This window comes from Actinacidiphila glaucinigra (assembly GCF_900188405.1).
Lineage (GTDB): Bacteria > Actinomycetota > Actinomycetes > Streptomycetales > Streptomycetaceae > Actinacidiphila > Actinacidiphila glaucinigra.
Window position 1 is genome coordinate 195,879 of sequence record NZ_FZOF01000010.1, and the last position, 26,042, is coordinate 221,920.

Sequence of the window (26,042 nt, forward strand, 5' to 3'; positions counted from 1 at the left end):
GTCCGGTCGCGGAGTGTGTTCCATTACAGGCATTGACTGTAATGGAACGCGATGTCACGCTGGCTCCGACGGGGTGCGAGGGCCGCCCCGGGCTCTGTGGAGGACGGACGATGGATCACAGGCGAGAGCTCATCGAGCGCAGCATCGCGTTCCTGGACGAGGTCAAGAACCGGACCGCGGGCAAGGAGCTGGAGGACTGGCTGAACGGCACCCACGGCCCGCACAGCGAGCTGTACAGGCACCTCGCGCGCCTCATCAAGCGCGGCGTCGAGGAGGGCTGGGCCGCGAACATCGAGGTCGACGGCCCGAACTACCGGCGCAGCCTCATCGCACCGCCCTCGGCGGAGACGCGGTACTTCAGCATCACCGCGGTGTACATGGACAGCCAGGCCCGCTTCCGGGGCCAGTACCACGCGCACCCCTACGGCGAGATCAACCTCGTGGCCCCCGTCGACCGGGAAGCGCAGCTGGCCGGTCCGAGCGGCTGGCAGGGCCCCGGCTGGACCGCCCCGGCCCCCGGCAGCCACCACTACCCCGAGGTCCGCGGCGGCGCCCTCATCGCCCTGTTCTACCTGCCCGCCGGGCGCATCTCGTACGACGTCACCGCGCCGCGCGTGGACTAGGGTGCGGGCGTGGATTCCGGGGAACTCCGACGACGTCACGCCACCGCCGAGGCGGTGCCGCGGCAGGCCGCGCCCGCTGATCCGGCGCCCATCCGCGCGCGCCCGGCCGGCACGGCCCGCCTGCCCGGCGCCGGATCCGTGACGGCGGGCCACGCGCTGCTGCGGCATCCCGGCGGCGCGCACCACGCGCTGCTGCACCAGGGCGACGACACCTTCGCACTGGTCGACCTGGACGCCGCGTTCGCCGGCCGGCCGGCGGTGCTCGCCGGCGTCGCGAACCCCTGGCCCGGGTGGCGGAACAGCGCCAGCGCGGCAAGCGCCGACGGTGGCCTCGTCGTCCTCTCCGGACAGCGTTCGGTGCTCGCACTGGAACCCGACGGCCGTACCCGCTGGGAGTACCGGCACGGCTGCTGGGGCGACGGGCCCCACCGTCACGGCGGCGCCGAGCCGTGCCGCGGCCTCGCCCAGGGATCCGTACAGGTCGGCGCGGACGGCGGGCTCGTCTGGGCGCATGTCCTGCCGGACATCGACCACGGGGACCCGGACACCGACTCGTACGAGCAGTGGCTCGTCCTGGACGCCGCCGACGGCACCGTCCTCGGCGTCGCCCGGATCGAGGGCGGCTCCCAGGGCTCGCACCACCTTCCGCACCCCGATGACGGCAGCCGGATGATCCTCGGCACCGGTCAGGGCCAGGACGGCTCGCCCGCCTACGTCGGTCACTGGGACGGATCGGCGCTCACCGTCCAGGAGATCGGCGACGGGTTCCGGATCCCGGTCGCCGTCCATCCCGGGGGACGGGCGTTCCTGAGCACCCCGCACGGCTTCGACCCGCTCGTGCTGCACCGCTTCCCGGACGGCCGCGTCCTGATGGAGCGGGACGCCGCGGACCTCGCGGGCGGCGAAGACGACGCCGAAGACGACGCCGACGGGACCGAACCGGCCTGGGACTTCGTCGCGGGCTTCGTCGACGGGCACACCGTGATCGCCGACGCCTACGATGCCCACCATCACCGGGAGGCGTCCCGGCACTGGCTGCTGGACGCGCTCACGCTGCGCCCGCTCGGCCCGATCGCCTACCCGGACGGGGACCGGGACCCCGTCCGGGGCGGCTATGCCGTCGCGCTCGGCGACGGCACCTGGCTGACTCTGGCCGCCGACGGCACCACCCTCAACCGCTGGTCCGCGCACCGCCGGTGACCGGCGGGTTTGTGCCGGCGCCGGGGCCCACAGAGGCGCTACCCGGGTGGTATCCACGCGATCAGGGCGCAGGGAGGGAGCGGCACATGGGAGTTCTTCTGAAGGGTGTCTCGGGGATCCGTTGGGGGGAGCTGTGTGACGCACGGAGGGACCGGGCCGGGGGCATTCCCGCTCTGTTGTCGCGGATCGCATATGCCGATGAGGAGACCGCCCGTCTCGCCGTCGACGATCTGGGCGATCTGATCTGTGAGCTGGGGTTCGTCGTCGGCGAGGCCACGGCCCCGGCGGTTCCGTTCCTCCTCGAACTGGCCGGCGCCCCGCACACGTCCTGCAAGGCCGACGTGCTGGCCCTGCTGCAGCGCATCTGCCGAACCGACCAATGGCACTCCGCTGCCGTGGCGGCGAGGAACGACGGGTACGAGGCGAACTACCAGGAGCAACCCGGCTGGGAGGCAGCCGCTCGAGCAGCCGTGCACGCCGGCCGGCCTGTCATCGAGAGGCTCGCCGCATCCCCGCACCCGGAGGAGGCAGCGCCTGCCCGCGAGCTGCTGCTGTTGATGGACGAGGTGCCGCCGTTCCCGAAGCCCTGAGTGTCCGTCCCCGGATGGCACTCGGTCTCCGACAGCCGCGGCCCGATCGATGACGGCGGCGAAGCCGCCTCCCGCGCGGCTTCGCCGCGGGCGCACCGTCAGCACGGGCCGGCTCTCGCCGCCCGGCTCCGGCATGCCGTGACCCGCGGCACCCGCCCCCGCCGGGTCTGCGCAGGTCGGCGGCCCTACCATGTGCGTCACGCACTCAAGTGGGCGAGCGGTGAGCGCCCGCCGTACGCACTCTGGCGGTGAACCCATGCAGCGGAACGTCCCGGATCCCGCCGAGGCAGCGACGTCGTTCAAGGAACTGCTGACCCTGGAGCGGCTGGAGGAGAACCTCTACCGCGGCTTCTGCCATGCCGGGATGCCGCTGCGGGCGTTCGGCGGCCAGGTCGCGGCGCAGTCGCTCATCGCGGCGGGCTCGACGCTGCCCGCCGTGGAACCGCCCGCCCCGGACCTGCTCGTCCACTCGCTGCACGGCTACTTCATCCGCCCGGGCCGCACCGACCGGCCCATCGTCTACGAGGTCGACCGGACCCGGGACGGACGCTCCTTCGCCACCCGACGCGTGGTCGCGATCCAGGACGGCGAGGCCATCTTCAGCCTCTCCGCGTCCTTCCACCGCCCGGAGGACGGGGAGGAGCACCAGGCGGACGCGCCCGAGGCACCCGGCCCCGAGGGGCTGCCCGAACTGTGGGAGGCCGGGCGACCGGGCCGGGCCGTGTCGGTCTTCGAGGCCGTCCTGGAGTCCCGCTGCGTGGGCGACCCCGTCAAAGGGCTGCCCAGCATCGGGCAGGGGCCGCGCCAGCAACTGTGGGTCCGCACCCGGGACGCCCTGCCCGGGGGGCCGTTGCTGCACGCCTGCGCACTGACGTACATCTCCGACATCCGGCTGCTCGCGACGGCCGGCCTGCCCTACGCCGACCACCCGGGACAGCGGCAGGCCGCCTCGCTGGACCACGCCGTGTGGTTCCACCGGCCGTTCCGCGCCGACGAGTGGCTGCTGTTCGCCATGGAGAGCCCGACGTACGCGTCGTCCCGCGGTCTGGCCCGCGGCCAGTTTTTCACCAGGGACGGCCGCCTGGTCGCCTCCGTCGTGCAGGAGGGGCTGTACCGGCGGCGGCCCGCCCGCTGAACTTCCCTTCGCCCGGCAAGGAATGACGGTATGTCACATCCTATCGACGGTCCGACCGCCGACGCCTGGTCGGCCCTCGGCGGTGCCCCGGAGCACGTGGAACACGTGACCTACCGGGAGGTCGCCGGTGTACTGCCGGCACGGCTGCCGGTACGCCGGATGGCCCGGGCCACGGTCGGGGTCTGCTCGCTGGCCGCCGCCGAGCTGCTCGCGCTGCGCTCCGGCGGGCCGCCGCCCCCGGTACTGGTGGACGAGGGAGCCGTGGCCACCGCGTTCACCAGCGAGCGGCACCTGCGGATCGACGGCCGGGCGGGCAGCTCCTTCGCCCCGCTGTCCGGCTTCTGGCGCACCGCCGACGGGTGGGTGCGCACCCACGCCAACTACCCGCACCACCGCGCCCGGTTGACGGCCGTCCTCGGCATTCCCGACGGCGGAGACGCCGGTGACGCGGACGCCGTGTCCCGGCGGCTGGCGCACGAACTGGGCGGGCGCAAGGCCTTGGAGGTCGAGGAGACCGTCTACGCGGCGGGCGGACTGGCCGTCGCCGTACGGGACTCCGGCCCGGGCGCGCAGCCCCTCGTGGAGACCGAGCGTACGGACGACGCCCTGGCGCGTCCGCTGCCGCCCGCCGGGCTGCCTGCGGCAGGCGTCCGCGTGCTCGACCTGACGCGGGTCATCGCCGGACCGGTCGCCACGCGCACCCTGGCCCTGCTCGGCGCGGACGTACTGCGGGTGGACGGTCCCCGTCTGCCGGAGGACGAGTGGGCCCACGCCGACACCGGATTCGGGAAGCGGTCGGCGCGGCTCGACCTCCGGGGTCCCGACCGTGCGGTCCTCGAGGAACTCCTCGCCTCCGCCGACGTGGTCGTGACCGGCTACCGTCCCGGCGCGCTGGACCGCTTCGGCCTGGCGCCGGAGGCGCTGCGCGAGCGGCGGCCCGGACTGGTCGTCGCCCAGCTCCGCGCCTGGGAGCGGTCGGGACCCTGGGCGGGGCGGCGCGGATTCGACAGCCTGGTGCAGGCACGCTGCGGCATCGCCTCGGTCGAGGCCGGACCGGAGGGCCAGCCGGGCGTCCTGCCCGCCCAGGCCCTCGACCACGGCACCGGCTATCTGCTGGCCGCGGCGGTCCTGCGCGCCCTGACCGACGCCCGCCCCCACGGCGGCGGAAGGCTGCTGCGGCTGTCGCTGACGGCCACCGCCTCCTGGCTGACCGACGGCATCGGCCCGGGCGACGGGGACACCGGCACCGGCTCCGGCGAGGACCACGGCCCCGCCCGCCTGCTCACCGTCGCCGACTCCGCGTACGGACGCCTCGTCCACGCCCGGCCGCCGCTGGGCTACCGCGGTGCCCCGCAGGACTGGAGCCGCCCACCGGGACGCTGGGGCACGGACCCCGCAGTGTGGTCCGGGCCGCTTGAGGAACGCCGTTAGGATGCCCCGGCCGATGTCGATCAAGGGGAGGGCGGCATGGAGACCGGCGGAGGAAGACCGTGCCCGCAGTGCGGGCAGCGGCTGACGGACGACGACCGGTTCGTGGTCTGGTGCACGTCGTGCGACTGGAACGTCCGGGGCGGGAACGAGGACGACGAGCAGCACGACGGCCCCGTCGACGCGTTCCGCCGGCGCCTTTCGCGGACGTACGGCGAGGAACTGTTCGCCAGGATGACCTCGGAACGGCCGCCGCTCCCCGGCCGGGGCGCCGCGTACGCCGGCGCCTACGCGATCGCCGGGCTCGTGCACCTGCTGACGCTGGCCGTGGCCGGCGCCGGTGTGTGGCTCCTGGTGACGGGCTGGCGGGCGGTCATCCCCGCCGTGCTGGGAGTCCTGCTGCTGGGCCTGGCGTGGCTGATGCGTCCGCGGTTGGGGCGGGTGCCGCGGCACGGCGTCCGGCTGCGGCGGGAGGACGCGCCCGCGCTCTACGCGCTGCTGGACGAGGTGGCCGACACCCTGGGGGCGCCGCGGGCGGACGTGGTCGTGGTGGACGCCGAGGTGAACGCCTCTGTCCAGGCGGTCGGCCTGCGCCGTCGCAAGGTGCTGACGATCGGACTCGGGCTGTGGGAGGTGCTGACCCCGCAGCAGCGGGTGGGCCTGCTCGGCCACGAGTTCGGGCACTTCGTGAACGGAGACACGAGCGAGACGCTCGTCATAGGCTCCGCGCACCGCACCCTGATCGAGTGGTACGTGCTGCTGCGTCCGCAGTCCGACACCAGCGGCCTGGGCCTGGTCGAGACCGCCGCACGACTGCTCATGTTCGTTCCCGCCTCCGCCGTACTGCTGCTCCTGCACGTCCTGGCGCACCTGACCCTGCGCGCCGGTCAGCAGGCCGAGTACCTCGCGGACGACCTCGAGGCGCGCATCGGCTCGACGGAGGCGGCCATCGGCGGAATGGACGTCCTGCTGCTCGCCGACGCCATCGCGTTCTGGCTCGACCAGCAGTACGTCACCGTCGGCACCGTGCACCGCGCCACACGCGGCGCCGGCCGGGAACCCGACGAGGCGGTCTGGGAACGCCTCAAGGAGTACGTGGCGTCGATCCCGGAGCACGAGCTCGAGCGGCGGCGCCGGCTCTCCGTCCTCACCGCCCACGCCGAGGACCAGACCCACCCGCCGACCCACCTGCGCCGCGCCGCGGTGGAGCGCCGGGAGCACCACGCGGCCGCCATCGTGCTGGACGTCGCGCGGAGCAAGGAGGTCGACGCCGCCCTCGACCCGGCCCGCCGCCGGCTGGGCCGGGAGGTCCTGCGCGGCTGAGCGGCCGGCGTCAGACCTGCCCGCCCCGCTCCAGGGGAATCCTCTCGCCCGCCTCGACGGGGAACGGCAGCCGGTTGCCGGCGGGCGGGAGGGGGCAGGTGGCGAGGTCGGTGTACGCGCAGGGCAGGTTGGCCGCCCGGTTGAAGTCCAGGCTCACCCTGCCGTCGGCGTCCGGCGGATCGATCTGCAGGGAGCGGTTCGCCGCGTAGGTCGTCACCCCGGACGTCGCGTCCGTGAACAGCGCCATCAGGGCGCCCGGCCGCGAGCCGTTGAAGACGGTGAGCCGGTACGTCGCGCCGTCCACGTCGAACTCCACCTGCCCGGGGGAGTCGTAGACGTGCTCCAGACCCTCCACCGCCGCGCCCACGGTCACCGGAAGCGGGACGTCGTAGGGCACGAACCGGGCCTCGCGGACCCAGCGGGGATCGGGAGCGTAGGCGGGCGTCCCGGTGAAGCCGGTGCGCAGCGGGTTGTCCGGGTGGCGCGGCCGCAGGATGTCGTGCCCGCCGCGCTTGGCGACCTCGACGACGGCGGCGCCGAAGCCGGCGTACACGCTGTCGCGCTCGGCGACGACGCCGAAGTCGTACCGGCCGCGCACCGTCGTCCCGCCGACGGTCAACTCCTCGCCGTCGTCCAGCTCGACCACCACGTGGCCGTCGACGACCGACCAGGCGCCGGGCGCGTCGTCGTAGCGTTCCGGTCGCGGGCCCGGCCAGCGCAGACTGGTGATCGCCAGGAAGCCGTGCGGACCGGCGAGCACCTCCTCCTTGGCGCGGTGCCAGCGCTCCCACTGCTCGGTGAAGCCGCTGCGGTCGACGTCCTGCACGGTCATGTCCGCTGCTCCCTCGCGTGACGGTGTACTGCTCCACTGCGTACAACCGCCGAGGCCCGCGAGGTCATCCCGCCGCCCGCAGATGTGGCGGCCCGCCCGGTCGGCGTGCGAGGGCGACCGGGCGGGCTCCGCTTCCCAGGCTGCCCCGGGGGTGATCGCCGCGCAGGCCGGAAGGCGTGGCGATTGCGCCGGACGGGGTGGGGCGCCGCGTGTCGCGAGCGTGGAGTCGTCAGGGGCAGGGGAATTCCGGCCCGGTGGGCGGGGACGGCCGCTCACCGTCCGGGAATTGCCGTCGCCTCACGTCGACCGCCCGCTCGGAGCCCCGGTACTTCCGGGCGGCCTGCCCGTCCGCCCTCGGAGGGTCACGCTTCGGCCTGCCGGGCATCAGGCCGACGACCCTGCCTCGTACGACGGCCGGCGCTCAGCCGATGTAGTCCCAGTCCTGCTCGTCCGAGCCTATGCAGTTGTAGATGATCACCTTGGTGCCGTTCGCGGTGCCGCCGCCGCCCGCCGTCGACATGCACCGGCCGGCCTTCTCGTTGTACCACTGGTGTCCGCCCGAGTAGTCCCACGCCTGCTCGGCGCGGCCGTTGCAGTCCCAGAGGATGACCTTGGTGCCGTTCGCGGTGCCGCCGCCGCCGTCCAGCGACAGGCACTTGCCGCTCTTGAGGTTGCGGATCTCCCCGGACGGCGTGGCGTGGAACCAGTACTGCTCGTGCCCCGTGCCGCAGTCCCACAGGATGGCGTCGGTGCCGTTGGCCGTGCCGCCGCCGCCCTCCAGCGAGAGGCACCGTCCGCTCTTGTAGTTCGCGACCCGCGAGTAGATGTCGACCGCGCTCGCGGACGGCGTGCCCGCGGCGAGGGTCGCGACCGCCAGGACGCCCGTCGCCATCGCGGCCCAGGACTTCTTGCGCACGTGAGGTGAACCTTCCGTCGTGCGGGCAGGCCGCCGCCCCCCGCCGTCTCCTTGTCCACCGCCCCTGCCACCGATCCCTGGGACGGCCGCGACGATCTTGGCCCACCGAACGTGTGCGCGAACACAGGTCTTCCGGTCATTCACCCCCGTACGCCGGGCCAACACCAGGTGAAGCCGGGCCGTCCGCACGATGCCGCAGTGGCGGCCGCCCGCGGCATTCGCCCCGGGCCGGGCGGAAACGCCGCCCCCGGCGGCCCACCGGGCGGCGGCCGCAGGCGGTGGCGGGAATGGGTTCCGCCTGGCGGCGACGAGGCCGGCGGTGTGAGCCTCACGCCCAGGCCGAGGCCGATCGGGAGTGAACGCCGTTGCGGCGCGCTCCGCGCTCATGGCGTGCGGCGCGAGGCACGCGGCCGCACGCCGACGCCGCGTGCCCGATCAGGGGGTGGCGAGCTGCCGGACCGACTCCACGACGACCCGCCTGCGCTCCGATGCCGGGACCAGGGAGCGGACGTCCTCCCCCTGGCTCTGCCACATGTTGGCGATCACCAGGACGAGGGCGAGCAGTTCGCCCGCGCCCATGCGGTCGGTGACGGTGCCGCGCCGCTGGGCGTCCTCGACCGCCGCGACCTTGTCAGCCATGGACGCGGCCACGAGGGGCCGGACCTCGCGGCCGTCGCCGCGTTCGAGGGAGTACCAGGTCACGAAGCGCATCACCTGGGGGTGGCCGAGGCCGGCGTCGTAGAGGCGGCCGGCGTAGCCGGGCAGGTCGTCGGCGTCGATGGGAATGCCGGCGACGGCCTGTTCGACGACGGCGTCGTAGACGGCCTCGAACAGGCCCTCCTTGCCGTCGAAGAAGGAGTACGTGAGGCCGGGGCTGACCCCGGCGCGTTTGGCGATCCGGTCGACCCGCGCCCCGGCGACACCGTACTCGGCGAATTCGGCCAGCGCCGCCTCCAGCAGCAGCCGGCGCTTCAGGTCCGGGTCGCGTGTGCGCATGCCCGCATCCTCGGCTATTGAACGTTCATTTGACAACTCGCCCGCGGGTGGGGCACCGTCGAACTGGTAAATGAACGTTCATTTGATAGGAGTCCCGCATGTCCGGCAGCACCGCCGCCACCGCCCACCACTGGACCCCCGACGCCATCGGCGACCAGCACGGCCGCACCGCCCTCGTCACGGGCGGGAACAGCGGCATCGGGCTGGAGACCGCACGCGTCCTCGCACGTCACGGCGCCCGTGTGATCCTCGCCGGACGCCGTCAGGACACGCTCGACGAGGCGGCGGCAGCCCTCGGCGCGGAGCAGCCAGGCTCCGAGGTCGGCACGGTCGTCGTCGACCTCGCGGACCTCGCCTCGATCCGGCGGGCGGGCGAGCGGCTGGCCGCGGAGCCGGGGGCGATCGACCTGCTGATCAACAACGCGGGCGTCATGAACGTGCCCGAGCGCCGCACCACCGCCGACGGGTTCGAGCTGACCTTCGGCACCAACCACCTCGGCCACTTCGCCCTCACCGCCGGCCTCATGCCGGCCCTGCTCCGGTCTCCCGCGGCCCGCGTCGTGACCGTCAGCGCCGTCGCCGCGCGATGGCGCAGCGGGCGCCTGGACGACCTGAACAGCGAGCGCCGGTACGGAGCGATGACCGCCTACGCCAAGTCCAAGCGGGCCAACGTCGTGTTCACCCGGGAGCTGGCGCGCCGTCTGGCCGGCACTCACGTCGAGGCCGTCGTCGTCCATCCCGGTTCGGCGATGACCAACCTGCAGCGGCACAGCAGCGGCCCGCTCTCCCGGATGGTCGTGGCCGTGGCCGCACGGGCGCTGATGGGTTCGCAGCAGGGCGCCGCGTGGCCCTCGCTGTACGCCGCCACCAGCCCCGACGTCCGCAGCGGGCAGTTCATCGGCCCCGCCGGACGCGACCAGACCACCGGCACCCCCGTTCCGGTTCCGCTGCCGCGCGACGCGGACGACCTGGCCGAGGGCGAGCGGCTGTGGACGGCGAGCGAGCGGCTGACGGGCGTACGGTTCCCCGCCTGAGCACGGGTTCCCCGGTCGAGCACCGTGACCGGGCATGGACACCGACGACCGGCTCGCGGACGTCCTACGACGCCGTCGCCGAGGACCGCACCGACCAGGTCCGCGGCCGAGTCAGTGTTCGCGGCGTCCGCATTCGGCGTCGTAGAGGACGGCACCCGAGGGCAACACGCCGCGGACGTCCGCCAATTGGACGCACGCCGCGCCGGAGGCATCGGCCGTCAGAGACTCGACGCGCAGGATCGCACCCGTGTCACCCGACGCCGCCGTGTGCACTTCCGCCTCGGCAGGCGTGGCGAAGGGCACTCCTTCGAGCGTGGCCAAGGCGGTTGTGCTGCCGTCGGGTTGGGACTCGGCCTCCTCGACGGCCAGCCGCCAGTGGAGTGCGGCCTGCGCCAGTAGGTGCTTCCCGTGGATGCCGTACGCGAGGAGGACGCCGGCACGGCTGCGGATCTGCCGCGCGATGGCGCAGCAGAGCGGGACGTCGGTGCCGTAGGGCGTGTCCACGCGGTTGTGGCCGGCGAGCGGGGAGAAGCACAGTGCGTCGAACACGAGGGAGAGTGCCACGGCCTTGATGCGCGGGCGTCGGCCGTGCTCGACGAGGTCCAGCAGGATCGCCGTGGCGGGGTAGGCCGCGGGGAACACCATGGCGGCGTGGCCGCAGGTGAAGCCGCTGCCTTCCAGTGCCGCCGCCGCACTCCCCGTCTCGTTGGCCGTGGTCGACACGGTCAGCCGCCGCAGCGCGTCGGCGACCCGTGCGGGCTCGTCGCCCGGCCACGGCGTCGGGTTGGGTAGTGCCGACCAGTCCACGGCGTCGATGGCGTCCAGGATCACTCCCGCATTGTGCCGGACGGGGTGGGGTCAGAGGGACAGCGCACGCTCCAGCGCGGCCCGGTCGGCCGGTGCGCCGTGGGCGGGGAGCACGATCTCGACGGGGAGGGCGAGCAGCGGGCGCAGCCGTTCCGCCACCTGCTCGCGCGTGATGCCGCCCCGCAGCCGGTCGTTGATCTGCAGGCCCCGACCGAAGTCGACCAGGGTGTCTCCCGGGATCACGGCCCGCACCCGGCCGTCCCAGAGCACCAGGTCGTTGTGCTCCCGCCCGGCGAACGCCTCGATCCCCACCGGGAGCCGGTCGCCCGCCGCGTACAGACGGCCCGCGCCGCCGGCGCCGGTGCGCAGCCACGTGAGGTCGGGGCTGCCGTCGCCCGCCTGTTCGCGGGTGACGCCGAACTTCCGCACGATGTCGTCGGCGGTGTCCGGCGGGGGCGTGAACACCGGCGCGCCGAGGAGCTCGACCAGACTCCTGGTGTCGCGCTCGTGCCAGGGCGCGGTGAGCACCACCACCGGCTGCCGGTCCGCGGCGAGCGCGAGGAGCCCGGGCGGCACGGACAGCGGGTCGAGGAGGAGCAGCCGGGTGCCGTCGTCCACGGCGTACGACGACACCTCCCGCGGCCACCGGTCGTCGGGCGTCCAGTCCGGGTGCGGCGCCTGCCAGTGCCAGACGCCGGTGGCGAGTTCGCGCATGCGGGGACCCAACCGGCGCACCCCCCCCGGAACCGCCGGGTCCGGCGCCGCGGTTCAGCGACCCGCGGCCGGGTCCAGGTTCCGGGTGAAGAAGCCGGCGAGCTTCTCCACGGCGGGGTCGACGTACCGCTCCCGGTCGTAGAGGTCGACGTGACCGGCGCCCTCGATCCAGTGCAACTCCTTGGGGCCGGTGGCGCGCTGGAACGCGTCGACGCTCATCCAGGCGGTGACCGCGCGGGATCCGACGACCATCAGCAGGGGCCGCGGGCCGAGCAGCGGGACGGCGGCGAAGGCGTCGAAGCCCGCCATCTTGTCGACGCTCGACCAGGTGAAGAAGTCGGCCGCCCGCGGGTGCCGGGCCCGCGCGGTGCGGTAGTAGTCGAAGCCCTCGACGCCGTGCTCGCCGCCCAGCGCGCGGGCCTGGTCCGCGGTGTCGGGGAACAGGGTCAGGACGGGCGGCGTCTCGCCGCGGGCCTCGGCGGTGCGGGCGGCGGCAGCGGCCTCCAGCATGCCCTGGAACACGGCCGCGTCCTGGGTCCCGTCCGCCCCCAGGCGGAACTGGCGGGAGACGTCGACCGCGCTGACGGTGCCGACCGCCTTGATCCGCCGGTCGCCGGCCGCCGCGGGAAGGACGTAGCCGCCGGAGGCGCAGATGCCGAGGGCGCCGATGCGCTCGGCGTCGACGTCGCCGCGGGTGGCCAGGTAGGAGACGGCCGCCTTGAGGTCCTCGACGCGCTGCGCCGGGTCCTCGAGGCCGCGGGGTTCGCCGCCGCTCTCGCCCTGGTGGGCCGCGTCGAAGGCGAGGGTGACGAAGCCCCGCTCCGCCAGGCGCCGCGCGTAGTGGCCCGCGGTCTGCTCCTTCACGCCGGTGCCGGGGTGACCGACGACGATCGCGGGCCGGGGGCCCGGTGCGCCGGCGGTGTCGGGGGAGTAGAGATGTCCGGCGAGCGGGATGCCGGCGCTGTCGAACGTGACGGTGGTCTTGGCCACAGGATGCTCCGTGTTCGTTGTTCGGCGGGGCCGCGCCCGTTCGGCGGGCCCGCTGCCACCCGGATCCGTGCCGGGCACTTCCCGACCATCCGCCCTGGTCGGAGCGGGCGGAAGAGGCGGATTCCTGCCCGGGAAGAAACCTGCCCCCTCACAACCGGGGGAGTGCGCGGGAGAATGGGGCACATGACTGCGGCATCCGGCCCCCGCGAACTCGGAGCCTTCCTGAAGGCCCGCCGGGCACAGCTCGCACCGGACGAATGCGGTCTGCCGCCGACCGGTTCCACTCGCAAGGTCGCCGGCCTGCGGCGGGAGGAGGTCGCCCAGCTCGCCGCGATCAGCGTCGACTACTACACGCGGCTGGAGCAGGGCCGCGTCCGGGCGTCGGCATCGGTCCTCGCCCCGCTGGCGCGTGCACTGCGCCTCGACGACGACCAGCAGCGGTACCTGTACGAGCTGGCCGGCAAGGCCGACGCGCATCCGCGGCACCGCCCTCCCCCGCAGCGCGTACGCCCGGCGATGCGGCGCCTGCTGGACCAGCTCACGGCGACGCCCGCCGTCGTCCTCGGCCGGCGGATGGACGTCCTGGCCTGGAACGACGCCGCCGCGGCCCTCTACACCGACTTCTCCGCGATCCCGCCAGACCGCCGCAACTACGTGCACCTGCTCTTCACGGACCCGGCCGTGCGCGGCATGCACCTGCGGTGGGAGCACGACGCCCGCGACGCCGTCGCCGCGCTGCGCATGCAGGCCGCCGCCGAAGCCGGCGATCCCGAACTCTCCCGTCTCGTCGGCGAGTTGTCGGTCCAGGACGCCGACTTCCGTACCTGGTGGGCGGAGCACCGCGTCATCGCCACCGCCTACGGCACCAAGCACTACCGGCACCCGGTGGTCGGTGACCTCACGCTCGACTGCGACACGTGGAGCAGCCCCGACGACTCGGGCCAGCGCCTCATGGTGCTGACCGCGGAGCCCGGCACCCCCTCGTACGACGCCCTGCGCATCCTGGCCTCGTGGACGGCGGGACGCCCGGACGCGAACGAGGCCGGGGACCGGGCACGTTCGCGGGGCGGGATCGACCCGCCCCGGCCAGGCCGCCACTGAGCCCGCGTCAGTCGTCCGTACGGGACGCACCGGCCACCGACGCCCGGACCTGCCGGGCGAAGCCCGCGACGGTGTAGTCCGCGGGAAGGCCGTCGATCAGCACGAGGTCGGAGATCGCGTTGCGGGTGCGCAGCGGCAGGATCTCCTGGTACTCGGGCGAGTCGTACCAGTTCCGGGCCGCGGCCCGGTCGGGGAACTCCAGGAGGACGACCAGGCCGGGCCAGGCGCCCTCCACCACGGTCGGCTCGCCGTTCGCGAGCCACGTGCCGCCGTAGGGCCGCAAGGTGGCGTCGACGCGCTCCAGGTAGTCCAGGCCCTCGTCGTTCGGGATGCCGCCGGGGATGCGCAGGTGGTTGATCAGGTACGTGCTCATGTCGGGCCTTCCGGAGGTGGGTGCCGTCGCCGGTCGTCGTGACCAGGCGACGTGACGGACCGGCCGGATCACCGCGCGACGCGCCGCACGGTCGCCGCGATGCGTCCTCCCGGGTGAGGTGCCTGGCCCCCGCACCCCCAGGAGCAGCGGGGCACTCCCACCCGTGCCCGGCGCCGCGCACAGTGGAGGTCGGCCGGACCCGACCGGTTCGTCATCACCTCACACCAATGCGCGGAAGGTGCGGCACATGAGCAACGTCCGGAACGTCCCCGGTGGTGCGCTGAAGCCGGCGGACGACCTCGTCATCAGCCGCATGGGATACGGCGCCATGCAACTGGCCGGCCCCGGCGTCTTCGGCCCGCCCAGGGACCGCGACCAGGCCCTCGCGGTGCTGCGCGAGGCGGTCGAGCTGGGGATCACCCACATCGACACCAGCGACTTCTACGGTCCCGCGGTCGTCAACGAGCTGATCAGGGAGGCGCTGCACCCCTATCCGGACGCCCTGCGCATCGCCACCAAGGTCGGCGCCCGCCGCGACGGCACCGGCGGCTGGATCCCCTCCGTGGAGCCCGAGGACCTCGAGGCCCAGGTGCGCGAGAACCTTTGGCACCTCGGACTCGACGTGCTCGACGTGGTCTACCTGCGCCTCGGATCCGTGGAGGGCACCGGTGAGGAGTCGATCGCCGAGGCGTTCGGGGCCCTCGCGGAGCTGCGTGAGCGGGGCCTGATCCGGCACCTCGGCCTGAGCGGGGTCTCCGGCACCCAGCTGGCCGAGGCGCGGTCCATCGCCCCCGTCGTCGCCGTGCAGAACCTCTACAACCTGGTCAAGCGCCAGGACGACGTCCTCGTCGACCGGTGCGCGGCCGAAGGCATCGCCTTCGCCTCCTTCTTCCCGCTCGGCGGCTTCACCCCCCTCCAGTCGGGAGAACTGGCGGGCGTGGCCGCCCGGTTGGGTGCCTCGCCGCAGCAGGTCGCCCTCGCACGGCTGCTCCGGCGGTCGCCGACGAGCGTCCTCATCCCCGGTACGTCCTCCGTCGCGCACCTGCGCGAGAACGTCGCCGCGGCCGCCCTGGAACTGCCCGCCGACGCCCTCGCGGAACTCGACGGCATCGCCGCCTGACCGGCCGCCCACCCACGCCGGCACACCTCACACCACCCGCACATCCCCGAACACACCCCCCGGAACCTGTCCGTGCGCGGCCACCCGCGCGTCGTGACCCCCGGCAGAGAGCAAGGGAGCACCTCATGACCATCACGCTCGTCACCGGCGGCAACAAGGGCCTCGGCCGCGAGACCGCCCGCCGTCTGATCAAGTCCGGCCACACCGTCTACATCGGCGCCCGGGACGCCGCCCGCGGACGGGAGGCCGCCGAGGAGCTCGGCGCGGAGCTGCTCGTGCTCGACGTCACCGACGACGCCTCCGTCGCCGCGGCGGCGGAGGAATTGCGGCGCCGCGAGGGCCGGCTCGACGTGCTGGTCAACAACGCGGGCGTGTACGAGGGCCTGATCGGCCCCGAGGCGGCCTCCGGCGCCCACATGAGCGCCGTCCTCGACGTCAACGTCGTCGGCCTGGTGCGTGTGACGCACGCCTTCCTCCCGCTCCTGGGCGAGTCCGCCGCGCCGGTCATCGTCAACGTCAGCAGCGGGCTCGGCTCCTTCGGCACGGTCCTCGACCCCGAGAAGAACGAGTCCCGGTACGTCACGCCCGTCTACTCCGCGTCGAAGGCGGCGGTGAACATGCTCACGGTGCAGTACGCCAAGGGCCTGCCCCACATCCGCGTCAACTCCGTCGAGCCCGGCTTCAGCGCCACCGACCTGCACGGCCTGAGCGGCCAGGGCATCCAGACACCGGAGGAGGGCGCCGAGGCGATCGTGCGCTACGCCACGGTCGGCCAGGACGGCCCGACCGGTACCTTCGGCGACCGGAGCGCGCCGCTTCCGTGGTGAACGCCGCGCCGGCCACACCCCGGTCGGCGCGGACGCGGAACCCCCGGGCGGTGGGGGCCGCCCGGGGGCACCCGCCCCCGGCACCGGTGAGCCCGGGCCTCCCGATCCGGGCCTCCCGATCCGGGCCGGCCGCGGTCGTCCGGCCCTCGGACGGATACGGGGTCGGCGCGCCGCGCGCAGTAGCATGCGAAGGACGGCCCCGCCGCACGCACAGACCATCGATCCGGAGATACCGACGCGCACATGGTGACCATCGCCTACCAGGGAGAGCCCGGATCGAACTCGGCCGCCGCCGCCCGCAGGCTGTACCCCGACAGCCGTGAGCTGCCCTGCACGACCTTCGAGCAGGCGCTGGAGGCGGTGGCGCTGGAGACCGCCGACCTGGCCGTGATCCCCGTGGACAACTCCGCCGCCGGTCGTGTCGCGGACGTCCACCACCTGCTGCCGGAGTCGGACCTCTCGATCATCGCGGAGTACTTCCTCCCGATCCGCTTCGACCTGATGGCCGTGCCCGGCGCCACGCTGGAGGACGTCGCCTTCGTCCGCAGCCATGTGCACGCCCTGGGGCAGTGCCGGAAGATCATCCGCGAGGGCGGCTGGCAGACGCTGGTGAGCGACGACACCGCGGGCGCCGCCCGCGAGATCGCCGAGCTCGGCGACCCGCGGCACGCGGCCCTCGCCCCGCCCGGTGCCGCGGAGCTGTACGGGCTGGAGGTGCTGCGCAGCGGCGTCGAGGACACCTCGGACAACACCACCCGCTTCGTCGTCCTCGCCCGCGACGCCGAGTTCCCGCCGGTCTCGGACACGCCGATGATGACCAGCCTGTTCTTCTCCGTGCGCAACATCCCGAGCGCGCTCTACAAGGCGCTCGGCGGCTTCTCCAGCAACGCGGTGAACCTCACCAAGATCGAGAGCTACCAGGTGGGCGCGGGGCTGAAGGCCAGCCGCTTCTACATCGAGATCGAGGGCCACCCGCAGGAGAGCAGCGTGGCCCTGGCCCTGGAGGAGCTGCGCTTCTTCTCCTCCGAGGTGCGGATCATGGGCGTCTACCCGGCGCACCCGCACCGCTCCCTCGACCACGACTGACGCCGGTTCCGGCGCCGGTCGTACGAGGCTCCGCCGGTCGCGCCCGCCGCATATGTGGACGTGTCCCACCGGGACGGCCCGCGGCGCGGCCGTCTCCGCCCCCGCGGACGCGGACCGGGGCGCCGCGTCGTGATCCCGCAGGCATTCCTCCGGCCGCAGTCGATCCGCCGCCTCGCGCGTGCCCGGTCCTGCCCGAGCGCACCGCCCCCGGCGTGGACGCCGGTCCGCCGGGCGAACGCGTTCCCGACGCCTCCCGCACGGCCGTGGAGGGCGTGCCGCAGCCGTCACACCGCCGGGCGGCGGGTTTCACCCCGACGGCCCACGCACGTGACCCGGTCGGCACACGCGGCCGGGCCTGTCGCCCGGGAGCCGTGAACACTCAGGTGCCGTGGGGGACCCCGCCCCGAGCACCGAGGAAAGTGAGATACGGCATGGCGGCAACACTGGATTCCCGCTCCCGGCGTCGCATACGCCGCGCCCACGTCGCCGCGGCCGGCTGCGCCCTCGCGCTGTGCGCGTCCGCCGCGGCTCCCGCCGCCGCTGACGGGGACACGGCCGGGACGAAGCCGACCGTCGTCCTGATCCACGGGGCGTTCGCGGACGCCTCCAGCTGGAACGGGGTGATCGAGCGGCTCGAGGCCCGCGGCTACCCCGTCATCGCCCCGGCCAACCCGCTGCGCGGGCTGTACAGCGACGCCGAGTACATCGCCTCCGTGCTGGAGAGCGTCAAGGGCCCCATCGTCCTGGCCGGCCACTCGTACGGCGGCGCGGTGATCAGCTCGGCCGCGGCCGGGAACCCCCACGTGAAGTCGCTGGTCTACGTCTCGGCGCTGATGCCCGACGTCGGTGAGAGCGGGATGTCGCTGGGCGAGCGGTTCCCCAGTGCCCTCGGCACCGCCACCAGGTCCGTGCCGTACCGGGCGGGCGGCGGCGTGAGCGGTACCGACCTCTACCTCAAGCGCGACAAGGTGCACCCGGTGTTCGCCGCCTGCCTGCCGGAGAGCCAGGCGAACCTGCTGGGCGTCACCCAGCGGCCCGCGGCCACCACCGCGTTCTCGGAGAAGGCCAAGGTCGCGGCCTGGAAGACCATTCCGTCCTGGGCCCTCGTCGGCCGCCAGGACATGACCATCAACCCCGACCAGGAACGGTTCCAGGCGAAGCGCGCCCACTCCCACACCGTGGAACTCGACACCTGCCACGTGTCCCTGATCGCGCGGCCCGACGCCGTCGCCGACCTGATCCTCCAGGCCGCCACGGCCGCGGGGTCCTCCCCGGCGCTGGCGGACACCGGCTCCGGCTCCGGCGGGGGCAGGTCCGGCACCGGTGTTCTGGCCGGCCTTGCCGCGGGCGGGCTGATCGCCGGAGCGGGAGCCGTTCTCGGCGCCCGCCGGCTGCGGCGCCGTTTCGCCTGAGGGGCCTGACCGCGGACCGCTCCCGCCGTCAGTGGCCGTGCCCGCCGGCGCCGGAGCCGGTGTCCGCGTCGGGATGTCCGTCGCCCGGACCGGCCGTGACCGTGAAGGCGGCGGTGCGGACCGTGCCCTGGTGCTTGAAGTCGAAGAAGAGCCGGTACGCGCCCGCGCTCGGGGCCGTGGCGTCGAAGGAGACGTGCGGCCCGGGTGCGGTGTCGCCGTCGCCGGGCGCGCCGCCCGGGTGCACGTGCAGATACGCCAGGTCGCCGGCGCGCAGTGCGACCAGGTGGCCGTAAGCGCCGAGGTACGGCTGCAGATCGGTGACCTCGCGGCCGTCCTTGGCCACCGTCAGCCGCAGCTCCCGCTCGGCACCCGGCCGCAACGCCCCGCCGAGGGTGACGGTGTAGCCGTCCACGGTCGCCGTCCGGGAGGCCGGCGCGGGGGCGGTGGGCCGGTGGTCGCCGGCCACGGAGAGGTCCGCGCCGAGTGTGAGGTTCCGGCTGTCCTTCACGGCGGGGGTGAAGTCGGCGAACACCCGGTAGTCGCCGGCGCGGGGGAGGCTGACCGCGGTGCTCCACGTGCCGTCGGCGGCGCGCGCGGGATGCAGATGGCGGTAGCCGGTCAGGTCGCGTGAGGCGAGGATCAGGTGCAGCTCCTTCTCGTGGGCGAGCCGGTACGAGGTGAGCGGCCGGCCGTCGGCGCCGCGTATGAGGAAGCGCAGTTCGGCCGGGCGATCGGACGCGATGTGCGGCGTGAGCAGGTCGAGGGTGTAGCCCGCCTCGCTGATCGCCAGGCCGCCCGCGGGAGGCGCGGCCGATGCCTCGCCGGCGGCGTCGTGCGCGTGCGCCGCCCCCGGCGCGTTCGCGCCGGCCGCCGGGGTGCGGACCGGGTCGAGGGCCGCGCCCACGCCGTAGGCGGTGCCGAAGGAGGCCGCCAGGACGACGGCGAACGCGGTGATCTTCGTTCCGGTGTTCAAGGGTGCTCCGTGGGTGCCGTGGCCGAGGGACGCGTGCCGGGCGGGCGCGCGACCCCAAAATATACCCCCAGGGGGTATGTGCCAAGGCGTTCGGACGTTTGCCGGGGATACGGGGTGGGGGTATGCCTGTCAGGCGTGCGTCACGCGGGTGTCAGAGCCTGCTCGGTCCAGATCGTCTTGCCGCGGGGATGGTGGCGGGTGCCCCACTGCTGGGCGAGTTGCGCCACGAGGAGCAGACCCCGCCCGCCCTCGTCGTACGTGCGGGCACGGCGCAGGTGCGGGGTGGTGTTGCTCGTGTCGGTGACCTCGGTGATGAGCGCCGTGGTGTTGTGGATCAGACGCAGCTGGATGGGCGGCTTGCCGTAGCGGATGGCGTTGGTGACCAGTTCGCTGACGAGGAGTTCGGTGGTGAACGAGGTCTCCTCCAGGCCCCATGCGGTGAGCTGCGTCGTGGCGTGGTGGCGGGCCTGGGCGACGGTGGCGGGGTCGTTGGGCAACTGCCAGGTGGCGATGTGGTCCGGCGGCAGCGTGCGGGTCCGGGCGACCAGCAGGGCGATGTCGTCCGTCGGGCGGTGTGTGATGAGGGTGGTCAGGACCCGGTCGCAGATCGAGTCCAGGGACCCGGCCGGGTGCGCGAGGGCCGTGAACATCTTGTCCAGGGACTGGTCGATGTCGTGGTGGTGCGGGTCCAGCAGCCCGTTGGTGTAGAGGGCGAGGACGGTCCCCTCAGGGAGGTTCGTGGTCATCGTCTCGAACGGCAGCCCGCCCAGGCCCAGCGGAGGGCCGACGGGGACGTCCAGGAAGTGGACGGCGTGGTCGGGGGTCACCACGGCGGGCGGCGGGTGCCCCGCGCGGGCGAGGCTGCACTGGCGCGTGGTCGGGTCGTACACCGCGTACAGGCACGTGGTGCCGATCCCGCCCGCGGTCTCCGCGTCCTGGTCGTCCCCGGCGTCGTCGGAGCAGAGGTGGATCACCAGGTCGTCGAGGTGGGTGAGGAGTTCGTCCGGGGGCAGGTCGACGTCGGCGAGGGTCCGCACCGCGGTGCGCAGCCGGCCCATCGTGGCCGAGGCGCGGATGCCGTGCCCGACGACGTCGCCGACCACGAGCGCGACGCGGGTCCCCGACAGCGGGATCACGTCGAACCAGTCGCCGCCCACACCGGCGTGGGTCGTCGCGGGGAGGTAGCGCGTGGCGACGTCCAGGGCGGCCTGGTCGGGCAGGGTGTGCGGCAGCAGGCTGCGCTGCAGGGTCATCGTCGTCGTGCGCTCGCGGGCGTAGCGGCGGGCGTTGTGGATCGCGGTGGCCGCCCGGTGGGCGAGCTTCCCGGTCAGTGCGAGGTCGTCGGCGCTGAACGGGACGGGATTGCGGTGCCGGCTGAAGACCGCCAGCCCCAGGGTGGCGCCGCCGGCCGTGAGGGGGATGGCGATGACCGAGTGGGTGCCCGCCTCGCGGATCCACGCGGCCCGCGGGTCCTGGGCGGCCCAGCGCGCGAGGGTGGCGTCGGTGATGTCGTACAGCGCGGCCTTCCCGGTGGCCAGCGTCTGCGCGGGAGGGGAGCCAGGGGGATAGGTCGCGGTGTCGCCGAGGGCGATCAGCGCCTCGGGCGTGCCGGGCAGGATGGACCTGGCGGCGGTGCGGGTCACGGTCACCGGACCGTCCGAGCCCGCCGCCCCGGGGCGGGTGGACGGCTCGATCAGGTCGACGGCGGCGTAGTCGGCGAGTTCGGGGACCACCAGGTCGGTGAGCTCCTGCGCGGTGCGGGTGGTGTCCAGGGTCGTGCCGATACGGGTCGCCGCGTCGTGCAGGAGATGCGAACGGCGCCGGACCTCGGGGTCCTCGGCGGCCGGGTGCGTGGTGAGCACCACCCCGTGAACCGTCCCCGCCGGGTCCGCCAGCGGGGTGAGCGTCGCCCGCAGGGCGTGCTCCCCGTCGGCGCCGTCCACCGCGCCCGTCCCGTCCGCTGCCCGGTCCTCGTCCCCGGCCCAGGTGCCCGGGCTCCCGTTGTGTCCGGGGGCGGTGGAGCCGTCGGCCGCGAAGGGCGCCGGGGCATGCTGCGGGCGGCCGCTGGTCAGCACGCTCCGCATGTGCGTCTCCGTCTGCCGGGCGGTGTCACCGGGGGCGAGGTCGGCCAGCCGCAGGCCGCGCATCTCCGCCTCGCGCAGGCCCAGCGTGTCCTCGAAGGCGGCGTTGGCCCGCGTCAGACGCAGGCCGGCGTCGAACACCGCCTGGGGGCACGGTGACTGCGCGAACGCCCAGCCGCGGACGGCGTCGTGGGCAGGAGGGTCGCCGGAGGAGGCGGGGACCGCCGCGACGACGAGCCAGCCACCCCTGCCGTGGCCGCCGCCGTTGCGGCCGGGCCCCGTGCCGTCGCCCCCGTCCTCGGTCCCGCGGTGGTGGGCGAGCAGCCGCAGACGCAGGGTGTGCCCGTCGCGGTGGCGGAGCGCGAGCGTGCCGGACCAGCGCGGCGTGGAGGGCGGCGGGGCGTGCGGCGGGGGTCCGGCGAGGAGCAGCGTGGCGGGATGGCCGATGATCTCGGCGGGCGTGTGGCCGAGCAGGTGGTGGGCCTGGGCGCTCCAGCCGGTGACGACCCCGTGGTCGTCGAGCGTGGCGGAGGCGGTGTAGGCGGTACCGCCGTCGGCGCCCCGGGACTCCGGCCCGCCACCGGCGGCGGTGGGAAGTGGCTCCATGGCTGTCATCTCGCCCTCGCTAGGTTCTTTCCCCCGCTGGGTCGGGGGAACCGGGCTCGGCCAGGCCATCCACTGACCAGCATCGTGCCTGCGGAGAGCGAGCACCAACGCAGCGGATCGGCGTACCGGGCGGGGCCGCAGGAAGGCGCGCCGGGGCGTGAGAGCATCGCGGGCATGTTCCTGGAGACCTCCCGACTGCGCGTGCGCCGCTTCCGCCCCGGTGACGCGCCGGCCCTGGCCGCCTACCGTTCCGACCCCGCCGTCGCCCGCTACCAGGGCTGGAGCGCACCGGTGTCCGCCGAGGAGGCCGCCGACCTCGTCGCGGGCTTCGCCGCGGGGGACCCCGAGGAGCCCGGCTGGTTCCAGTACGCGGTGGAGCTCACCGCCACCGGTGAGCTGATCGGCGACATCGGCGTCTGCCTGCACGACAACCGGATGCAGGCCGACCTCGGATTCACCCTCGCCCGCGCGCACCAGGGACACGGCTACGCCACCGAGGCCGTCACCGCGCTGCTGGACCGGCTCTTCACCGAGGGCGGTCTGCACCGCGTGTCCGCGGTGTGCGACGCCCGCAACACCGCCTCCGCACGGCTGCTGGAACGCGTGGGGTTCCGGCTGGAGGGCCGCCGCCCGGCCCACAGCTGGATCAAGGGGGAATGGACCGACGACCTGCTGTTCGGCCTGCTCGCAGGCGACCGGTAGCGGCGTCACCACCTCTTGGACCGGACGGGGAATGACGGCGTCCGGTTCACGGTTGCACCAGGCGCGGGAGACCTGCCTCGGGGCTCCACGGGTACCGACGAGCGGTCCGGCCCCCACGGAGCCCGCGGAGCAGGAGAACGGCCCCGCTCCGATTCGGCGCCGGCCTGGCCCCCCTTCCCGGCCGGCGCCGATCGTGCGCTTTCGAGACGAGCGGCGAGTGGCGAGCGGCGCATCGGGAACGTTCGCCACACGGCGCCGGACAGGTACCGGATGCCCCGTCACACCACCCGGAGCGACGGCCGGTTGAGCCCGGGTGGGTCAGTCCGGCTCGCAGGAACGCCGCGACGGGTGTCTGATGGCATCAGCGGCCCGGGGCCCCGGAGTGGCCCCCGATGAAACGGCCCCGGGCCCGCTTCGTACCTCACTCACCCGCTTCTTCCGGCCGACTCCGCACCGCCGCAGCATCTCTGACGGATCATCAGGCGGCGATGGGCTGCCGGGCCTCACCGATCGCCCACGCTGCGGTGACGAGACCGATGTGGCTGAACGCCTGCGGGAAGTTGCCGAGCAGTTCACCGGTGGCCGGGTCGATCTCCTCCGCCAGCAGGCCCACGTCGTTGACGTACGCCGCCGCACGGGCGAAGACGTCACTGGCCCGCTCGGCCCGGCCGGCCAGCGCCAGCGCCTGGGCCAGCCAGAAGGTGCACAGCAGGAAGGTGCCCTCCTCCCCGGCGAGGCCGTCCACCCCCTCCTCGGTGCGGTACCGGTAGACCAGACCCGCGTCGTCGGTGAGGTCCCGCTCCGTCGCGTCGATGGTGGCGCGGACCCGTGGGTCGTCGGCGGGCAGGAAACCGACGATCGGCATCATCAGGTTCGAGGCGTCGAGGGCGGTCGAGCCGAAGTACTGCGTGAAGGCACCCGCCTCCTCGTTCCAGCCCTCGCGCAGTACGGTCCGGTGGATCTCGTCCCGGGTCCTGCGCCATCCCGCGACCTTCCCGCGGGGCGCGCCCAGAGGCCCGGCGAGCCTGACGGCCCGGTCCAGCGCCGTCCAGCACATGACCTTCGAGTAAAGGAAGTGACGGGGTTCGCCACGGACCTCCCAGATGCCCTGGTCCTTCTCGGTCCAGCGCTCGGCCGCCGCGTCCGCGCAGGCGACGAGGAAGCGCCGGGTGTCGTCGTCGATGCGGTCCAACTGGTCGGCGAGGCGGTACGCGGCGTCGAGGAGCTCCCCGTAGACGTCGATCTGCTGCTGGCACCACGCGCCGTTGCCCACCCGCACCGGCCGGCTTTCCCGCCATCCCCGCAGGTGGGGCAGGGTGCGCTCGCTCAGATCGTGCTCGCCGCCCACGCCGAACATGATCTGCAGCGTCCGGTCCGCGCCCAGCGACGGCGCGGCGGTCGCCAGGAAGGCGAAGAAGTCGTGCGCCTCGTCGGGACAGGCCGCCACCCACAGGGCCTCCATCGTCAGGCACGCGTCCCTGACCCAGGTGTAGCGGTAGTCCCAGTTGCGCTCGCCGCCCACGCCCTCCGGCAGCGAGGTGGTCGCGGCGGCGATGATGGCGCCGCTGGGCTGGAACGACAGCGCCTGCAGCACCCGGCCGCTGTGGTGCACCAGGTCGCGCCAGGGCCCGTCGTACGCCTGGTGCATGTCCGACCACGACTGCCACGCCTCGATCGTGGCGTCCAGGCGGTCGGAGAGGTCCTCCTGCGTCCAGACGTGGGCCGGGGGCTCCTCCAGCGTCGAACGCTGCAGACCGAGGCAGACGGACTCACCGGCCCGCAGGGTGAAGGCGCCGTGGGCCGTGGAGTCGGCGAAGTCCATGCGGTGCGCGGTGGTGAGCACCAGCCACTCGGCCCCGCCCCGCGAGGTGACCCCGCCCGCGGTCTCCGACAGGATCGGCGCCACGAGCCCGTACTCCGGGCGCGGACGGTACTCCGTCTCCATCGGCACCTCGCCCTCGGTACAGGTCAGCCGGCGGGCCAGCAGGCGCGGTGCGCCGGCCCCGAGGCTGTGCGCGTCGCCGGCGGGGCCGGTCAGCAGCGCGTCCGTGAGCGTGACCGTCCCCGGTCCGGTGCGGAAGGTCGTCTCCAGCACCATGGACCGGTCCACGTACTGCCGCGTCGCCTGGTACGGGACCGACGGCCGGACCGACCAGTGCCCCGCCGCGGCGTCCAGCAGTCGCGCGAAGACCGAGGGGCTGTCGAACCGGGGGAAGCACAACCAGTCGACCGAGCCGTCCCGGCTCACCAGCGCGGCGGAGTGCCGGTCGGAGATCAGTGCGTAGTCGGCGATCGCGGTCGAACTCATGGCAGCTCCCACGGACGGTGCCTCAGCGGACCGGCCGGCCGGCGCCGTACGCGGCGGGCGCTTCGCGCGCCGCGAACACCGCACCTGGCGGCCGGAGTTCGGTCGCGACCGGCCCGATGTCCCCGGCCTGTCACGGCAGACCGGTCCCGCTGTCCGCGTCCATGCCTCCAGTGTGCCGCGGGAGGCGGCGGGCGACCGGGTGCGTGGGGGGTGTGCGGGGGTCCGCGGTGTTTGATTCGCCGGGTGGGGGGTGTGGGGGGATGCTGGTGTATATGGGTACGCGTGTTCCTGCGGATTCTGTGGCTCGGGCCGATTTGCCTGCGTGGTCGCCGATGCTGGCGGTGGCGGGTCCGTTGCCGGGGGCGGAGGCGGAGGCGGGGTACGGGTTCGAGCCGTTGTTCAACGGGGCGCGGGTGCTGGTGTATCTGCCGGGGGATGGGCGGGTGCGGTTGGTGTCGGGGATCGGGCAGGACGTGACGGCGGGGTATCCGGAGTTGGAGGGGTTGGCGGGGGTGTTGCCGCCGGGTCTGGTGGGGGTGCTGGACGGGGAGGTGGTGGCGTTGGGGAAGCATGGTGGGGTGTCGGTGGAGCGGTTGCAGCGGCGGATGAGTGTGCGGCATCCGGCGGCGGTGGCGGAGGCCGCGGTGGCGATGCCGGTGCAGTTGGTGGTGTACGACATTTTGTATTTGGGGGAGCCGGTGTTGCATGCGCCGTATACGGCGCGGCGGGCGTTGCTGGATGATCTGGGGGTGTCGGGGCCGCATGTGGTGGTGCCGCCGTACTGGCCGGCGATGGCGAGTGAGGCGTTGCACTACATTCGGCAGGAGGGGTATGACGGGGTGGTGGCGAAGCGGTTGACCAGTAC

24 protein-coding genes are annotated in these 26,042 nt (G+C 74.0%); 14 read left to right on the forward strand and 10 right to left on the reverse strand.

Annotated features, from left to right (window positions below; translation table 11 throughout):
* Positions 1-110 precede the first annotated feature (110 nt).
* The 6 genes from CHF15_RS22215 to CHF15_RS22240 all read left to right on the forward strand — a co-directional run bounded on the left by CHF15_RS22215 (position 111) and on the right by CHF15_RS22240 (position 6,299).
* Positions 111-623, forward strand: a complete 513-nt coding sequence (locus CHF15_RS22215; RefSeq protein WP_089225599.1) for a 4-hydroxylaminobenzoate lyase — start codon at positions 111-113, stop codon at positions 621-623.
* A gap of 9 nt (positions 624-632) precedes the next feature.
* Positions 633-1,823 carry a hypothetical protein gene (locus tag CHF15_RS22220; RefSeq protein ID WP_143681610.1) on the forward strand — a complete coding sequence of 397 codons (1,191 nt, stop codon included), beginning with the start codon at positions 633-635 and terminating at the stop codon, positions 1,821-1,823.
* Positions 1,824-1,999: 176 nt separating this feature from the next.
* A complete protein-coding gene (locus CHF15_RS22225; protein ID WP_245938961.1) occupies positions 2,000-2,413 on the forward strand; it encodes a hypothetical protein in 414 nt (137 codons plus the stop codon).
* 256 nt (positions 2,414-2,669) lie between these two features.
* Entirely contained in the window at positions 2,670-3,548 is an 879-nt protein-coding gene (locus CHF15_RS22230) for an acyl-CoA thioesterase (RefSeq protein WP_089225602.1), read from the forward strand.
* A gap of 30 nt (positions 3,549-3,578) precedes the next feature.
* A complete protein-coding gene (locus CHF15_RS22235; RefSeq protein ID WP_089225603.1) occupies positions 3,579-4,979 on the forward strand; it encodes a CoA transferase in 1,401 nt (466 codons plus the stop codon).
* Positions 4,980-5,015: 36 nt separating this feature from the next.
* Positions 5,016-6,299, forward strand: coding sequence for a M48 family metallopeptidase (locus tag CHF15_RS22240; protein ID WP_089225604.1), 1,284 nt, complete (start codon positions 5,016-5,018; stop codon positions 6,297-6,299).
* Between the two features lie 10 nt (positions 6,300-6,309).
* On the opposite strand, the gene CHF15_RS22245 is transcribed toward CHF15_RS22240, so the two are convergent.
* The 3 genes from CHF15_RS22245 to CHF15_RS22255 form a co-directional block, all read right to left on the reverse strand.
* Positions 6,310-7,131: a DUF1684 domain-containing protein gene (locus CHF15_RS22245; protein ID WP_089225605.1), complete on the reverse strand. Its 822-nt coding sequence runs from the start codon at positions 7,129-7,131 to the stop codon at positions 6,310-6,312.
* 421 nt (positions 7,132-7,552) lie between these two features.
* Positions 7,553-8,047, reverse strand: coding sequence for an RICIN domain-containing protein (locus CHF15_RS44990; RefSeq protein ID WP_107418558.1), 495 nt, complete (start codon positions 8,045-8,047; stop codon positions 7,553-7,555).
* 435 nt (positions 8,048-8,482) lie between these two features.
* A complete protein-coding gene (locus CHF15_RS22255) occupies positions 8,483-9,043 on the reverse strand; it encodes a TetR family transcriptional regulator (protein WP_089225607.1) in 561 nt (186 codons plus the stop codon).
* Positions 9,044-9,141: 98 nt separating this feature from the next.
* Between CHF15_RS22255 and CHF15_RS22260 the strand changes: the two genes are divergently transcribed.
* Positions 9,142-10,077, forward strand: coding sequence for an oxidoreductase (locus tag CHF15_RS22260; RefSeq protein WP_089225608.1), 936 nt, complete (start codon positions 9,142-9,144; stop codon positions 10,075-10,077).
* Between the two features lie 111 nt (positions 10,078-10,188).
* Here the strand turns inward: CHF15_RS22260 and CHF15_RS22265 are convergent, their stop codons facing one another.
* The 3 genes from CHF15_RS22265 to CHF15_RS22275 are packed head-to-tail and all read right to left on the reverse strand — an operon-like array spanning position 10,189 to position 12,588.
* Positions 10,189-10,908: a hypothetical protein gene (locus CHF15_RS22265; RefSeq protein WP_089225609.1), complete on the reverse strand. Its 720-nt coding sequence runs from the start codon at positions 10,906-10,908 to the stop codon at positions 10,189-10,191.
* Positions 10,909-10,935: 27 nt separating this feature from the next.
* Positions 10,936-11,598 carry an MBL fold metallo-hydrolase gene (locus CHF15_RS22270; RefSeq protein WP_089225610.1) on the reverse strand — a complete coding sequence of 221 codons (663 nt, stop codon included), beginning with the start codon at positions 11,596-11,598 and terminating at the stop codon, positions 10,936-10,938.
* A gap of 54 nt (positions 11,599-11,652) precedes the next feature.
* On the reverse strand, positions 11,653-12,588 hold the full coding sequence (locus CHF15_RS22275) for an alpha/beta hydrolase (protein WP_089225611.1): 936 nt from the start codon (positions 12,586-12,588) through the stop codon (positions 11,653-11,655).
* A gap of 183 nt (positions 12,589-12,771) precedes the next feature.
* Here CHF15_RS22275 and CHF15_RS22280 point away from each other — a divergent pair, with 183 nt between their 5' ends.
* Positions 12,772-13,689 carry a helix-turn-helix domain-containing protein gene (locus CHF15_RS22280; protein WP_089225612.1) on the forward strand — a complete coding sequence of 306 codons (918 nt, stop codon included), beginning with the start codon at positions 12,772-12,774 and terminating at the stop codon, positions 13,687-13,689.
* A 7-nt stretch (positions 13,690-13,696) separates the two neighbouring features.
* Here CHF15_RS22280 and CHF15_RS22285 read toward each other — a convergent pair whose 3' ends face one another.
* Positions 13,697-14,062, reverse strand: coding sequence for a DUF1330 domain-containing protein (locus CHF15_RS22285; protein ID WP_089225613.1), 366 nt, complete (start codon positions 14,060-14,062; stop codon positions 13,697-13,699).
* A 247-nt stretch (positions 14,063-14,309) separates the two neighbouring features.
* On the opposite strand from CHF15_RS22285, the gene CHF15_RS22290 reads away from it, so the two are divergent.
* The 4 genes from CHF15_RS22290 to CHF15_RS22305 all read left to right on the forward strand — a co-directional run bounded on the left by CHF15_RS22290 (position 14,310) and on the right by CHF15_RS22305 (position 18,507).
* Positions 14,310-15,182 (forward strand): oxidoreductase, encoded by an 873-nt coding sequence (locus tag CHF15_RS22290; protein WP_089225614.1) that lies wholly within the window; start codon positions 14,310-14,312, stop codon positions 15,180-15,182.
* 125 nt (positions 15,183-15,307) lie between these two features.
* Entirely contained in the window at positions 15,308-16,009 is a 702-nt protein-coding gene (locus CHF15_RS22295; RefSeq protein ID WP_089225615.1) for an SDR family NAD(P)-dependent oxidoreductase, read from the forward strand.
* A 243-nt stretch (positions 16,010-16,252) separates the two neighbouring features.
* Positions 16,253-17,095: a prephenate dehydratase gene (locus tag CHF15_RS22300; RefSeq protein ID WP_089225616.1), complete on the forward strand. Its 843-nt coding sequence runs from the start codon at positions 16,253-16,255 to the stop codon at positions 17,093-17,095.
* Positions 17,096-17,526: 431 nt separating this feature from the next.
* Positions 17,527-18,507 carry an alpha/beta fold hydrolase gene (locus tag CHF15_RS22305; RefSeq protein ID WP_089225617.1) on the forward strand — a complete coding sequence of 327 codons (981 nt, stop codon included), beginning with the start codon at positions 17,527-17,529 and terminating at the stop codon, positions 18,505-18,507.
* Positions 18,508-18,535: 28 nt separating this feature from the next.
* Here the strand turns inward: CHF15_RS22305 and CHF15_RS22310 are convergent, their stop codons facing one another.
* Both CHF15_RS22310 and CHF15_RS22315 read right to left on the reverse strand, forming a co-directional pair.
* Positions 18,536-19,480, reverse strand: a complete 945-nt coding sequence (locus CHF15_RS22310) for a hypothetical protein (RefSeq protein WP_089225618.1) — start codon at positions 19,478-19,480, stop codon at positions 18,536-18,538.
* 140 nt (positions 19,481-19,620) lie between these two features.
* Complete coding sequence (locus tag CHF15_RS22315; protein ID WP_089225619.1) at positions 19,621-22,167, reverse strand: SpoIIE family protein phosphatase; 2,547 nt, start codon at positions 22,165-22,167, stop codon at positions 19,621-19,623.
* Positions 22,168-22,341: 174 nt separating this feature from the next.
* Here CHF15_RS22315 and CHF15_RS22320 point away from each other — a divergent pair, with 174 nt between their 5' ends.
* Positions 22,342-22,869 carry a GNAT family N-acetyltransferase gene (locus tag CHF15_RS22320; RefSeq protein WP_089225620.1) on the forward strand — a complete coding sequence of 176 codons (528 nt, stop codon included), beginning with the start codon at positions 22,342-22,344 and terminating at the stop codon, positions 22,867-22,869.
* Between the two features lie 478 nt (positions 22,870-23,347).
* On the opposite strand, the gene CHF15_RS22325 is transcribed toward CHF15_RS22320, so the two are convergent.
* Positions 23,348-25,177, reverse strand: a complete 1,830-nt coding sequence (locus tag CHF15_RS22325) for a glycoside hydrolase family 15 protein (protein WP_089225621.1) — start codon at positions 25,175-25,177, stop codon at positions 23,348-23,350.
* A 260-nt stretch (positions 25,178-25,437) separates the two neighbouring features.
* On the opposite strand from CHF15_RS22325, the gene CHF15_RS22330 reads away from it, so the two are divergent.
* Positions 25,438-26,042 (forward strand): ATP-dependent DNA ligase (locus tag CHF15_RS22330; RefSeq protein ID WP_089225634.1); only part of this gene is annotated, 605 nt, incomplete at its 3' end.